This is a genomic window from Nonlabens arenilitoris, from assembly GCF_002954765.1.
Taxonomy (GTDB): domain Bacteria; phylum Bacteroidota; class Bacteroidia; order Flavobacteriales; family Flavobacteriaceae; genus Nonlabens; species Nonlabens arenilitoris.
Map to the genome: position 1 here is coordinate 2,067,330 of NZ_MTPW01000001.1, position 13,569 is coordinate 2,080,898.

Annotated in this window: 11 protein-coding genes; 7 read left to right on the forward strand and 4 right to left on the reverse strand. The window is 35.6% G+C overall.

Annotation, left to right across the window (positions count from 1 at the left end; translation table 11 throughout):
- Window positions 1-167: 167 nt before the first annotated feature.
- The 3 genes from BST92_RS09005 to BST92_RS09015 all read right to left on the reverse strand — a co-directional run bounded on the left by BST92_RS09005 (window position 168) and on the right by BST92_RS09015 (window position 5,057).
- Window positions 168-2,678, reverse strand: coding sequence for a M14 family metallopeptidase (locus BST92_RS09005; protein ID WP_105071149.1), 2,511 nt, complete (start codon window positions 2,676-2,678; stop codon window positions 168-170).
- Window positions 2,679-2,751: 73 nt separating this feature from the next.
- Window positions 2,752-3,135, reverse strand: coding sequence for a PUR family DNA/RNA-binding protein (locus BST92_RS09010; RefSeq protein WP_105071150.1), 384 nt, complete (start codon window positions 3,133-3,135; stop codon window positions 2,752-2,754).
- 167 nt (window positions 3,136-3,302) lie between these two features.
- Entirely contained in the window at window positions 3,303-5,057 is a 1,755-nt protein-coding gene (locus BST92_RS09015; RefSeq protein WP_105071151.1) for an ABC transporter ATP-binding protein, read from the reverse strand.
- A gap of 140 nt (window positions 5,058-5,197) precedes the next feature.
- Between BST92_RS09015 and BST92_RS09020 the strand changes: the two genes are divergently transcribed.
- The 4 genes from BST92_RS09020 to yajC all read left to right on the forward strand — a co-directional run bounded on the left by BST92_RS09020 (window position 5,198) and on the right by yajC (window position 8,167).
- Window positions 5,198-6,298, forward strand: a complete 1,101-nt coding sequence (locus BST92_RS09020; protein ID WP_105071152.1) for a Glu/Leu/Phe/Val family dehydrogenase — start codon at window positions 5,198-5,200, stop codon at window positions 6,296-6,298.
- Between the two features lie 105 nt (window positions 6,299-6,403).
- Window positions 6,404-7,342, forward strand: a complete 939-nt coding sequence (locus BST92_RS09025) for a transcription antitermination protein NusB (RefSeq protein ID WP_105071153.1) — start codon at window positions 6,404-6,406, stop codon at window positions 7,340-7,342.
- Between the two features lie 54 nt (window positions 7,343-7,396).
- Window positions 7,397-7,867, forward strand: a complete 471-nt coding sequence (locus BST92_RS09030) for a DUF1573 domain-containing protein (RefSeq protein ID WP_040003802.1) — start codon at window positions 7,397-7,399, stop codon at window positions 7,865-7,867.
- Window positions 7,868-7,870: 3 nt separating this feature from the next.
- Entirely contained in the window at window positions 7,871-8,167 is a 297-nt protein-coding gene (gene yajC / locus BST92_RS09035; RefSeq protein ID WP_105071154.1) for a preprotein translocase subunit YajC, read from the forward strand.
- 99 nt (window positions 8,168-8,266) lie between these two features.
- Here yajC and BST92_RS09040 read toward each other — a convergent pair whose 3' ends face one another.
- Window positions 8,267-8,758 (reverse strand): SRPBCC family protein, encoded by a 492-nt coding sequence (locus BST92_RS09040; protein WP_105071155.1) that lies wholly within the window; start codon window positions 8,756-8,758, stop codon window positions 8,267-8,269.
- Between the two features lie 186 nt (window positions 8,759-8,944).
- Here BST92_RS09040 and BST92_RS09045 point away from each other — a divergent pair, with 186 nt between their 5' ends.
- The 3 genes from BST92_RS09045 to glgB are packed head-to-tail and all read left to right on the forward strand — an operon-like array spanning window position 8,945 to window position 13,524.
- The gene (locus BST92_RS09045; protein WP_105071156.1) at window positions 8,945-10,351 is read left to right on the forward strand and encodes a glycogen synthase; all 1,407 of its coding nucleotides are present in this window, start codon (window positions 8,945-8,947) and stop codon (window positions 10,349-10,351) included.
- A 5-nt stretch (window positions 10,352-10,356) separates the two neighbouring features.
- Entirely contained in the window at window positions 10,357-11,619 is a 1,263-nt protein-coding gene (locus tag BST92_RS09050; protein WP_105071157.1) for a glucose-1-phosphate adenylyltransferase, read from the forward strand.
- 3 nt (window positions 11,620-11,622) lie between these two features.
- A complete protein-coding gene (glgB, locus tag BST92_RS09055; RefSeq protein WP_105071158.1) occupies window positions 11,623-13,524 on the forward strand; it encodes a 1,4-alpha-glucan branching protein GlgB in 1,902 nt (633 codons plus the stop codon).
- The last annotated feature ends 45 nt before the right edge of the window (window positions 13,525-13,569 follow it).

The following is a 13,569-nucleotide window of genomic DNA, read 5'->3' on the forward strand; positions in this document are numbered from 1 at the left end:
TTTAAAATGGTTGTCTGAGATTTTATAAAAAAGAATGTTCATCTAAGCCTTTCATGGATAGTTTGAATCAGCATTACTTTAAAAAAGGCTTTAAACTTTTATGGCACTCTTATCTTGAGTGCCATAATATATGTATAGGTATTTTTTTAAATATAATTTTAATTCCCTTACATCTCCTCAGCAAAAAAAATAGCATTCATCAATAGCTTATTTGTTCCATACCAAAATGCTCTAAACTGTGTGTTGTCAGTAAAGCCTATGACATCACCACGCCCATAATTATTATGCTGAAAAGGAACCGTGTTTTTTAACGCTTCTAAATTCAGATCTGAGATATAACCACTCATTAAAGGGTTATCTGTATAACGAATCGGGTTTCTAAAAGAGTCTGAATGAGGTTCAATAAATAGTCGTGTGTTTCTAAACATAGGTAATTGATCATCTTTAAATCCAAATGCGATAGGATGTGAACGATCTAGTTGAGTTTCAAATATGGCGCCACCTATATTTTGTGCTCCATAAAAATCAGAACGTTGTTCAAAGGTGATGTCGTTTGCTGGATTATCGATACTTTTAAAAGTAAGCGGTAACAATTTAGAACTGCTCATCCATCTTAACGCACTGCGATAACCTATTAAAGTTCCACCAGCACGCGTCCATTCTTTAAGTTGATCCACGACTTCATTTTCTGGGCTACCATAGGTTGCCGAGACGATAATGGTGTTGTAACGCGATAAATCTTTACGATTAATGTCGTTGATGTCAATTTTAGTCACCATCATATTATAACGCTGGTCTAGTAAATGCCAGATCTCACCAGCATCATAAGGATTGATTCCGTCACCTATAAGTAAAGCAATTTTAGGGTGCGTTAAAGCTCTAAATTGACGTGATCCTAAATCGATACCTGTGGTGAGTCCAGATTGAACTCCATGAAATTCAACTCCATGATGTAAATATATATCGCCTAAATAGTCTGCAAATTCCCCAGAATCCCATTTTTGATTCTGAACTGGGATAAGAATAGTACCATAATCATAATCTTTGCCTTCAATAGAGAAATTTTCCATTGCGACTTTGGCTCTGATACCTTCTTCTAAAAGAATGTTTAAAATCATGGGTGTTTTATACTCGTTCCATGGCATTAAATACGCATAGTCAGAAACCGTGATCTTGCCAATTCCAGTTCTGACAGAAATTTTATCAGTGGCATCAGCCAAACTTGCATTTTCATCATAATCCATGTCAAAAGCTAGTGGGAAAGTCCAGGCACTTATATCATAAAACAAACTGTCTTGAAATGTGGTGCGCTTTTCAAACATAGCGTTGATTAATCGCGAGTTCTTTTGATTTTTAGGAACGATGTAGGCATAGTCCTTTTTGTAGGTTTTGCCATTTTTAGTGACATCGTTTTTCAGGGAACGCACTTCTATTTTATGCCTTAAGAGAATATCAGCTAGTGCATCTGTTCTACCAGCATCTGTATGATCACCGAAGATTATAGCGCCACTTGCAGCTTCCTTTTTTGAGTCTTTGTAAAACTGTCTTTGGTAATCAAGGATCTTTTGACGCATTCCTGCGGCTGCTTTGAGCGTGCTAATTCCTGCGGTAAATTGATTGCGTATGGTAAATGGAAAAGTCAAAACACCATTTTCTGAATTTTGTGCATGACCACGAGAGCTGGCTTGTTCAAATAGGATTCCTATAGAACCGTTGATATCTGGAAAAGTAGATCCTTTCCCGTAATAGAAGTCGTCATAGCTTTCTTCAGTATAGTATAGTGATCCTATTTTATCTAATTCGGCTGCATGAAAATCTCCTATTTTACGGGTTAGCTGTTGATTCATTGCAGGTGTTAAAGGATGCGTGCGTGACGGAATTCCTGGCTGGAAAAAGAAAGTCGCATTAGTGCCCATCTCATGATGATCAGTTAAGATATTAGGCATCCAATTATGAAAGGTCTCAATTCTCGCTTGAGATTCTGGTAATTGAACAGGTAGCCAGTCGCGATTCATGTCAAACCAGTAGTGGTTAGTTCTTCCACCAGGCCATGCTTCACTATACTCACGGTCATAAGAATCTGGATTTACATTTATACTTTTATGTTGGTTCACCCAGCCGGCAAATCGCTGCAATCCATCGGGATTAAAACTAGGGTCAAAAAGTATAACGGTATTATCCAGTAATTCATCCATCTCAGCTCCTTGTCCGGCAGCAAGATGATAGGCCAGAAGTAGTGCCGCATTAGAACCACTAGGTTCGTTACCATGTATAGAAAAACCTTGATAAACTACGATAGGCATATTTGCGGTAGAAGCGGTACTGCCTTCAGTTAGCGCAACATGATCTGCTTGAATCTGATCTAGATTCTCATGGTTTTTAGCCGATGTTATGGTAAGCAGAACGATAGGCCTGCCTTCATAAGTAGTCCCTCGATTTTCAATACTTATTCTATCAGATTCTCTCGCCAGCGTGCGCATATATTCGATAAGCTTGTCATGTGTTACATGCCATTCTCCTGGAACGTATCCTAAAACTTCTTCAGGTGTAGAAATCTCAGGATTGTAAGTTGTAAGGTGGTCTGGTAAATAGTAACCTAAAGTAGGTGTTGTGATAGTTTGTGCGGTTACCGCTTTCGCGAAAGCGAGACAAGCCACCATTAGAATTGCTTTATACATAGTAGGTTGTTAAAATCTAAAAATAAAAAAGCCTTTCATTTAGAAAGGCTTTAAGAAATCTTTGTGATGTTACTTATATGTCATCAAAGCTAACGTCTGTGAAGCTTTGTGCTGTCTCAGTAGTTTCTGTTTCTACACTGTCTGTTGTGTGTACAGCAGGATTATAATCTGCTTGATGTCTTTCTGAAATAACAGTGTCACCTTTTTCTTTAATGATGAATTGTGTCATTTCTGCTAGAGTACTTTCAAACTCTGCAAAATCTTCTTTATAAAGATATATTTTATGCTTTTTAAAGTGAAAACTTCCGTCGTCGTTAGTAAACTTTTTACTTTCAGTGATGGTTAGGTAATAATCATCTGCCTTAGTTGACCTCACGTCAAAGAAATAGGTGCGTCGTCCTGCACGTACTACTTTTGAAAAAATATCTTCTTGATCTTTGTAATCTCTATCGCTCATTATGCTATTTCAAGGTTGTCAATAAGCCCAAAAATATAAAAAAATGTTAAATGGAAAAGCTATTATTGAGTTATTGTGCTAAATTGTTGATAGTCTATGACTTAAAATCGATGATAATAGTAGTAGAATTATAAAGATGTGAAATTATTGATTAGCACATTAATAATTTATCTATCGTCTTCCATCATTTGATTCGTATACAATTCTGCATAGTAGCCATTGTTTTTAATTAGAGATTCGTGGTTACCGTTTTCAACCACGCGTCCTTCATCTAATACGATAATTTGATCAGCATTTTTTGCACTACTTACTCGGTGACTAACGATGATGGTAGTTGTGTTTTTAGTCACTTTCTTAAGATTGTTAAGAATCTTCTCTTCAGTTTCAGTATCTACTGCGCTTAAACAGTCGTCAAATAATAAAATTTGAGGTTTTTTGATAATGGCACGAGCGATAGAAACGCGTTGTTTTTGTCCACCACTTAAGGTAATTCCACGTTCTCCTAATACGGTATCATAGTCATTTGTAAAATCAATGATGTTTTTATGTACGACAGCATTTTTTGCGGCTTCAATAATTTCTTCTTCACTAGCATCTTTTTTTCCAAAGGCTATATTATTACCTATTGTATCAGAAAATAAGAAAGCATCTTGTGGTACATAACCTATTGCCTGTCGCAAAATATCTAGATTAAGCTCTTTAATAGGATGATTATCTATAACGATTGTGCCATCCGTTACATCATATAATCTGCCTATTAATTCTAGTATAGTAGATTTACCACTACCGGTTTTACCTAAAATGGCTAGTGTTTTACCAGCCTCAACACTGAAGCTTACATCTTTAAGCGCTTGTATGTTAGTGTCTTCATATACAAAGTTAACGTTATTGAAAGTGATGTTTCCAGTGACAGGTGTATCTGTTTCTACTAAATTTTGTATCGCTGGATTGATATCTAGAAACTCGTTTATACGTTTCTGCGATGCGGCTGCTTGTTGTACCATATTAGTTACCCATCCTACAACGGCTACAGGCCAGGTTAACATATTGACATAAATTAAAAATTCAGGAATGACACCTACTTCTATGATACCTTCTGCAGCTTGTTTTCCTCCTATATATAAAACTAGTATGTTACTGAGTCCTATTAATAAAACCATCAGCGGAAAAAATAAGGCTTGTATACGGGCAAGGTCTATGTTCTTTTCTTTACTATCATTTGCAACGACGGTAAATTGCTCATTCATTTGCTGGGATAAATTGTATGCCTTTATTACAGATATACCGCTAAATGACTCTTGTGCAATCGTATTTAAACTAGAAAGTTGCTCCTGTACTAACTTTGATCTTTTTTGTATCTCGCGGCTTACTAAATATATGGCAACAGATAAAAAGGGAAGTGGTATAATGGTGTAAATCGCTAGGGTAGGAGCAGTATAAATCATGGCAGGTATTACTACCGCAAATAGTGTGATCATATTTACACTATACATTAATGCTGGCCCCATGTACATACGTACTTTAGATACATCTTCACTAATGCGATTCATTAAATCACCTGTACGATTTTGTTTGTAAAAACCTAATGATAATCTTTGATATTGATTATAAATAATGTTTTTAAGATCATATTCAAGATGTCTTGATACCACAATTATTAACTGTCGCATAACAAAAGTAAGTCCAGCAGACAGTAAGGTGGTTCCTAAAATAATACCTATGTAAAGTAATAACTGGTCATTGAGAAATGATTCATCTGTAATCTTACCATTACCCCAATCGTTAAGCAGGTTAATGATCTTACCTATATACTTAGGTAAGAAAATGGAAAGTACTCGTGCAATTATGGTAACCAGAAAACCACCTAGTAATTGCCACTTGTACTTTACAAAGAGTTTATTGAGCTTTTTAAGTTCCTTCATAATAGGTAAAAATCCTTCAAAGAATTTACTTTCTACATTCTAAATGCGAATTTAGGTCAGTGTTATTGTTAAGTTGCTAAAATGAAGTTATTTTTGCACGCTTTTTAAGCGTATATAAAATAGCCATTAAAAAAACACTCATGTCTCAACATACTACATTGGAAAAGATTATTAACCAAGATCCTGTTTTCGGACAGCTGTCTTTTGACGATCACGAACAAGTCGTTTTCTGTAATGACAAAGATACAGGTTTAAAAGCCATCATAGGGATTCATAATACCGTTCTCGGTCCAGCACTAGGTGGTACACGTATGTGGCAATATGATAATGAATGGGCTGCATTAAATGATGCTCTACGTCTTTCTCGTGGAATGACCTTTAAAAGCGCCATTACCGGATTGAACCTAGGTGGAGGAAAAGCTGTGATTATAGGCGATGCCAAGACACAAAAAACTCCAGAAATGATGCGTCGTTTTGGAGAATTTGTTCACTCTTTAAGTGGTAAATATATCACTGCAGAAGATGTAGGAATGACCACAGGTGATATGGATACAGTACGTGAGGTAACACCTTATGTAACTGGTATATCTCAAGAAAAAGGTGGGGCAGGTAACCCATCACCTATAACTGCATATGGTGTGTTTATGGGAATGAAAGCAGCCGCAAAATATAAATACGGAAGCGATGTTCTAGAAGATAAAGTGGTTTATGTAGAAGGAATAGGGAATGTAGGAGAAACACTAGTAGAGTACTTAACACAAGAAGGTGCACAAGTTCATATCGCAGACATTAATCAAGATCGATTAGAAGAAGTAAGTGCAAAATATGGTGCCAAAATCTATACAGGTGCTGATCTACATGCCGAAAAAATGGATATCTATGCGCCATGTGCATTAGGTGCAACAGTGAATGATAATACCATACAAAAACTTCAGGCAGACATTGTTGCTGGAGCAGCAAATAATCAATTAGCTGATGAAGGTAAGCATGGTATGTTACTGCAACAACGCGGCATCGTTTATGCACCAGATTTCTTAATTAACGCAGGTGGGATTATTAATGTTTATGCAGAGTTAGAAGGGTATGACCGTTCTGAAATCATGCGTAAAACAGAAAACATTTACACAACAACCATTGAGATTTTGAACAAAGCGCAAGAAAATGGTGTGACAACTCACACGGCAGCATTGCAAATTGCTCAAGCTCGCATTGATGCACGTCGTCAGGAAAATCGTGGATAAGTTGCACTTAAAGTAGTAACTTTGTCCTTTCATTATATGGTCTTATAGACCTCTATTAATATTTAATAACGCTTTCGCGAAAGCGTATACTTAAAAAACGTTCTTATGCTTACCCGTCGACAACTACGTATCAAAGTGATGCAAGCTATTTTTGCTTTTCAAAAGCAAGAAAATGCCGAGATTAAAGAATTTGAAACATTCTTAAATCAAAGCATGTCAAAAACCTATTCCTTGTTTTTGTACATGACTCAATTACTTGTAGAAATTCACAAACTAGCAGAAGATAAAGTTATAAAAGGGCAGCAACGTCATCTAGCGACAGACTCAGATCTTAATCCTGCACGTAATTTTATAGATAATAAAATACTTATAAAACTGAGAGAAAGTCAGGTGCTTGTTGACGCTCTTAAACAGCGTGATCTTAAACCATGGCATCTCAATGTTAAGTATGTAGAAAATTTATATAACCAGATAACTACTAGTAAAACTTATGTCATCTATATGAGTGAACCAGATCAATCTTTAAAGGCAGATCTTAAGTTTCTTACTCAAATATACACTGATATCATTGCGCCTAATGATGAGATTCTAGATTTTCTAGAAGATGAAAATATCACATGGACAGATGATTATCCTTTAGTCAACTCTGCGATGATTATGTTTTTGCGCAAGATAAAGCCTGGTAAAGAAATTAAATTACCAGAGCTTATTAAAGATGAGGATGACGTAAAGTTCACAATGGATCTTTTTAGAAAGACACTATTTAATAGAGAAGAATTTCTAGAACGTATTGAAGGGAAAACACCTAACTGGGAACAGGATCGTATTGCACAAATAGATCTCGTTTTAATCATGATGGCACAATGTGAATTTCTTAAATTTAATAGTATACCGGTTAAAGTGAGTTTAAATGAGTATCTAGAAATTTCTAAGGATTACTCTACTCCTAAAAGTAGCTTCTTTATCAATGGTATCCTTGATAATTTATCTAAGGAATATGAATCTGAAGGTATCCTTAATAAATCAGGTCGCGGCTTGATGTAAATCGTTCTTTTAGTTACATTTGCAATACTCTAAAAAAAATTTAAAAATTATATTATGAAAAAATTGGTTTTAATGGTAGCTGCTATAGCTACAATGGCAATTACAGGTTGTAATGAGAAAGCTGCTGCAACGATTGATGAAGCAAACTTAACTGCCGCTGCAGAACGTGAGTCAGTTGCTGGTGATTTTCCTGTAATGACTTTTGAGCAGGTAGAATACGATTTTGGTACTGTAGATGAAGGTACTGTTGTAGAGCATGAATATAAATTTAAGAATACAGGTAGTGCACCACTTATCGTTGTTAATGCAAAAGGTAGCTGTGGATGTACAGTTCCTACATGGTCTAAAGAGCCTATCGCGCCAGGTGAAGAAGGATCTATGTTAGTTAAATTTAATACTAACGGAAAGCCTAACAACCAAACTAAAACGGTAACTATTAAGGCAAACACTGAATCTGGTACTGAATCTATTCGTATCAAAGGATTTGTAACACCTAAGGCTAAGGCCGCTGCTCCTAACGCATAATTAATGAATCAAGAATTGATCATGCAATGGGGTCCTATTGTACTTATGATAGGGATATTTTATTTCCTAATATTAAGACCTCAGGCCCGACGTAGAAAAGAAGAAAAAGAGTTTGCAGAAACTTTAAAAATAGGTGATAAGGTAATTATGTCTAGTGGAATCCACGGAAAAATAAGCCAAATCAATGCCGAAAAAGGTACTGTTCAAGTGGAAACTGGGGCAGGGAAAATAACCTTTGAGAAATCAGCGATTTCTACTGAGCTGTCTAAAAAGCTTATTGCACCGCTGAAAGAAAAGTAAGAAGTATAACTTCTAAATTGAAAAGCCCTTGAGTAATCAAGGGCTTTTTTTATACTTGAAACTTTTGGAATAATTATATTAGTGAATCGATGTAAGTAGTTATAGGTGTGACTCCATACCAGGTAACTCTTTCCATTGGCCATTCTCGGCAACTTGTTTAAGTGTTAGGTTGCGTTGCTCTAATAATTTAGTCATGTAGTTTTCTAAGAAAAGCTTATCTGCGATAATGCCTAAAAACCCTAGTGGTGATGTATAAGAAAATAGATCTTTCATAAAGGTGTCGCCATTTTCTAACTTCTCAAAATGATGCTCGTGTCTAAATTCTTTAAAGGCTCCACTTACCATTTCGTCTGCAAAAAAGTGATAAGGTTCTACATCTGTAATCAAGCTAGTAAGTTTTTGAGTTACTCCTAAGTGTTTTGCGCTCCAGGTGACGGTTTCACCTTTTTCTACTAGGCCAGTTAGCCTGCCAGCAACTGCTCGTTCTCGAGTATGTTCTAGAGAAAGGATATGTAAATCAATGCTTCTTGATAGGTCAAAAACTATTTCAAGAGGAGCTTTAATAATGGTTTCTAGATGTAAATCAGGCATGTCATCAATTTACACAAAGATAACTTTCAATTATTTAAAAATGACTTGACCTTAATAGTCTATAAATTTAACTCATAAGTACATGTGTTATATTTGATAAGAGCGAGCAGATTTTTTAAATAGAACTGTAGATAGGTAATTACGCTTTCGCGAAAGCGTACTACCTACAATTATAAATTTGAATACATGAGAATCTTACATATAAGTGCAGAGTGTTATCCAGTCGCTAAAGTAGGCGGACTAGCTGATGTAGTCGGTGCATTACCTAAATATTTAAATAATTCGGGACAACAGTGTAGTGTCATTATGCCATTTTACGATGTACGCTTTACACAAAACCATCAGTTTGAAACCATATATGAAGATACTGTTTTTGTAGCAGCAGATAATTTTCATTTTAAAATCTTGAAGTTAGCTGATCTATCAAAAGATTTTGAGTTGTTTCTGGTTGATATTCCACAATTACTGTATAAAGATTACGTGTATTCTCATGACGATGCTCAACGTTTTACAGCTTTTCAAATTGCAGTATTGCAATGGATACAGACTCATCAACATAAACCAGATGTTATACATTGTCATGATCATCATACTGGTTTAGTGCCTTTTATGATGCAATATTGCTATAGATTTGAAAATTTAAAAAATATACCTAGTGTGTTAACCATTCATAATGCGCAATATCAAGGATGGTTTTCACATGATCGCATAGCGATGATTCCTGATTTTGATAAACAACATGTAGGGTTGTTAGATTGGGATGGTTCAATAAATCCTCTCGCAACAGCTATTAAGTGCGCGTGGAAAGTTAATACAGTATCACCTAGTTATATGGTGGAATTACAGCAAAAAGCTAATGGTCTAGAAGCTTTATTGAGTCACGAGAGTGCAAAATGTTTAGGGATACTTAATGGAATTGATACTACAGTTTGGAACCCTACAACCGATGCTTTTATAAAAAAACAGTACTCTAGTAGCTCACACATTAGTGGTAAAAAAGTAAATAAAAAATGGTTGTGTGATACTTACGGATTAGATTTCAATAAACCATTATTTGTTTTTATCGGTAGACTGGTTTATGAAAAAGGATCTGATTTATTTCCTCAGGTATTTAAAGAGATTCTTCAGGAAAATGATGTGTCTATTTTGTTATTGGGATCTGGAGACTCAGATACTGAAAACAAACTTATTGCACTAAGAGAGAAGTTTAAGGGACATTTCAATGCCTACATAGGTTACGATGAAGAACTGTCACACTTAATATATGCTGGTGCAGATTTTCTTTTAATGCCATCGCGAGTAGAACCTTGTGGTTTAAATCAAATGTATTCCTTAACTTACGGTACTATTCCTATAGTGCGCAGTATAGGTGGTTTAAAGGATACAATCGTTGATGTCGATAATGATGGTTATGGATTTGTACATGAGGATACTAGTGTAGGCCAGATTAAAAATGCGATGCAGCGAGCAGCCGCTTTTTATGACAACACGCTAAAGTTTAAAAAAATAAGAACACGTATTATGAAAATCGATCACTCTTGGGATAACTCGGCACAACAATACATTAGTTTATATAATACTCTTAAAAACTGAAAAGAATGAATGATAAAGTTTTAAGTATAATTCTAGGTGGTGGACAAGGATCTCGATTATATCCATTAACAGAAAGTCGTTCAAAACCTGCGGTACCTATTGCAGGTAAATATCGTCTTGTAGATATTCCTATCTCTAACTGTATTAATTCTGGTTTAAAGAGGATGTTTGTACTGACGCAATTTAATAGTGCATCTCTTAACAGGCATATAAAAAATACGTATCACTTTAGTTTTTTTAGTTCTGCATTTGTTGATGTCCTTGCTGCAGAGCAAACTCCAGATAATAAGGGCTGGTTTCAAGGTACCGCAGACGCAGTAAGACAAAGTATGCATCATGCACTCAGGCATGATTTTGAATATGTTTTAATCCTGTCGGGTGATCAATTGTATCAAATAGATTTTAATGAAATGCTTCAGGCACATATAGATACCAATGCAAAAATCTCCATAGCGACTATACCCGTTACAGAAAAGGACGCAACGTCATTTGGTATTTTAAAGACTGATGATAAAAATATCATTACTTCATTTATAGAAAAACCAGATGCTAGTCTTCTTCCAGATTGGACAAGTCCTGTAAGCGAAGAGATGAAAAACCAAAACAAGAATCATCTAGCCAGTATGGGAATCTATATTTTTAATAGAGACTTATTGGTTGAATTAATGGGAGATGAGAGTACTATAGATTTTGGTAAAGAAATTATACCACAATCTATAGATAAGTATAAAACTTTGAGTTATCAGTTTGAAGGCTATTGGACAGATATAGGTAACATAGACTCCTTCTTTGAGGCTAATTTAGGACTTACAGATGATATACCAGAATTTAATTTATATGATTACAAACAGCGTGTATATACTAACGCACGTCTATTACCTACGTCTAAAATCTCTGGAACGCATTTAGATAAAGCGGTTATTGCAGAAGGTTGTATCATCCATGCTGCAAAAATCCAACGATCAGTAATAGGAATAAGATCAAGAATAGGTAAAGAAACAACAGTTATCAATACTTATATGATGGGTAATGATGACTATGAATCTTTGAATCAGATAGCTAATTCTAAAATAGAAATTCTAGCCGGTATAGGTGATCGTTGTTTTATAAAAAACACCATTTTAGATAAAAATGTACGCATCGGAGATGATGTAAGAATCAATGGTGGACCACATTTAGAAAATCAAGAAACGGATCAATATGTCGTTAAAGATGGTATCGTTGTTATTAAAAAACACGCAGTAATTCCTAAAGGATTCTCACTTTAACTGATGAGTAAGGTTCAGATACATAGCTTATTTACAGATTTTGATATCAACCTTTTTAAGAGTGGAAAGCATTATCGTTTGTATGAAAAAATGGGTTCGCATGTTATAGAGGTAAATGGAGTTCGTGGAACTTATTTTGCTGTATGGGCGCCTAGTGCACAATCTGTTGCGGTGATCGGCGAATTTAATTTCTGGGATGGAGAACAACATCAGCTCAATGTGCGCTGGGATAGCAGCGGTATCTGGGAAGGATTTATTCCTGGCGTTTTACATGGCATGACCTATAAATATAAAATCCATTCCACTAATCGTGGAATAGTCACAGAAAAAGCTGATCCATATGCGAGACGTTGTGAGCATCCACCTAAAACTGCAAGTATTGTTTATGAATACAAGCCTACATGGAACGATAACGACTGGATGCAAAACCGAGAAAAAAATAATGCACTTGATGCTCCATACTCTGTGTATGAAGTTCATTTGGGTAGTTGGAAACGGAAGATAGAAGAAAACCGAAGTTTAAGTTATCACGAACTTTCTTTAGAGTTAGTTGCTTACGCGAAAAAGATGCAATTTACTCACATTGAGTTCATGCCCATTATGGAGTATCCATATGATCCTTCATGGGGTTATCAAATCACAGGTTACTTTGCACCTACATCTAGATTTGGTTATCCAGAAGAATTTCAAGAACTCGTTAATGCTTGTCATAATGCAGGAATTGGAGTCATACTTGATTGGGTACCATCCCATTTTCCTGAAGATGCGCATGGTTTAGGAAATTTTGACGGGACGCATTTATATGAACATCCTGATAGAAAACGTGGTTATCATCCAGACTGGAAATCACTTATTTTCAATTATGGACGTAATGAGGTCAAGAGTTTTTTGATTTCTAATGCGCTGTTTTGGCTCGATCAGTATCATATTGATGGTTTAAGAGTAGATGCGGTAGCGAGTATGTTGTTTTTAGATTACTCTCGTGAAGAAGGCGAGTGGGAACCTAATATAAACGGTGGTAGGGAAAATCTAGAAGCCATAACATTCTTGAAAGAAATGAACGAAGCGGTATATCTCAACTATCCCGATACACAAACTATTGCCGAAGAAAGCACTAGTTTCCCTATGGTGAGTAAGCCAACTTCTATAGGTGGACTAGGATTCGGTATGAAATGGATGATGGGTTGGATGCATGATACATTAGAATACTTTAAAAAAGACCCCATTCACAGACGTCATCATCAAAATGATTTAACTTTTTCCATGACTTATGCTTTTACTGAGAATTTTATGCTACCATTATCGCACGATGAGGTTGTATACGGTAAAAGCTCTATTCTTGGGAGAATGCCTGGAGATCAATGGCAAAAATTTGCTAATTTAAGATTGCTCTATAGTTATATGTTTACACATTCAGGTGGAAAACTATTGATGATGGGATCAGAGTTTGGACAACATGAAGAGTGGAATTTTGAAAGTAGTCTTGATTGGCATCTTACAGAATTCGCTCCTCATCAAGGTATTCAAAACTTAATAAAAGATCTCAATCAAATATATAGATCACAAAAAGCATTACATGAAAAACAATTTGATGATGACGGTTTTGCATGGATCTCTCATGAGGATGCTGAGAATACTGTAATCAGTTATGTTCGTAGTAGCGATAACTCGCAAGTTGTCATAATTTGTAATTTAACACCAGAACCACGAGTAAACTATCTAATAGGTTTACCCACAAAGGGAATTTATAAGTTGCTTTTCAATAGTGATGAAATTGATTATGGTGGCTCTGGCTTTGAAGTGAATGAAAGTTTTAATTCACAAAATAAACAGTGGCAACAGCGATTACAAAGTGCAGCCTTAAATTTGCCACCTTTAGCAGTTGTAATTTATAAAGCCGAGTAAGGTTTATCGACAACGTTCTCGTAACAAATATTGTTTTTAGGTTCC

Coding starts and splice junctions, on each gene's coding strand:
- BST92_RS09005 (WP_105071149.1), bottom strand. CDS start 2,678: ATGTATAAAGCAATTCTAATGGTGGCTTGTCTCGCTTTCGCGAAAGCG.
- BST92_RS09010 (WP_105071150.1), bottom strand. CDS start 3,135: ATGAGCGATAGAGATTACAAAGATCAAGAAGATATTTTTTCAAAAGTA.
- BST92_RS09015 (WP_105071151.1), bottom strand. CDS start 5,057: ATGAAGGAACTTAAAAAGCTCAATAAACTCTTTGTAAAGTACAAGTGG.
- BST92_RS09020 (WP_105071152.1), top strand. CDS start 5,198: ATGTCTCAACATACTACATTGGAAAAGATTATTAACCAAGATCCTGTT.
- BST92_RS09025 (WP_105071153.1), top strand. CDS start 6,404: ATGCTTACCCGTCGACAACTACGTATCAAAGTGATGCAAGCTATTTTT.
- BST92_RS09030 (WP_040003802.1), top strand. CDS start 7,397: ATGAAAAAATTGGTTTTAATGGTAGCTGCTATAGCTACAATGGCAATT.
- yajC (WP_105071154.1), top strand. CDS start 7,871: ATGAATCAAGAATTGATCATGCAATGGGGTCCTATTGTACTTATGATA.
- BST92_RS09040 (WP_105071155.1), bottom strand. CDS start 8,758: ATGCCTGATTTACATCTAGAAACCATTATTAAAGCTCCTCTTGAAATA.
- BST92_RS09045 (WP_105071156.1), top strand. CDS start 8,945: ATGAGAATCTTACATATAAGTGCAGAGTGTTATCCAGTCGCTAAAGTA.
- BST92_RS09050 (WP_105071157.1), top strand. CDS start 10,357: ATGAATGATAAAGTTTTAAGTATAATTCTAGGTGGTGGACAAGGATCT.
- glgB (WP_105071158.1), top strand. CDS start 11,623: ATGAGTAAGGTTCAGATACATAGCTTATTTACAGATTTTGATATCAAC.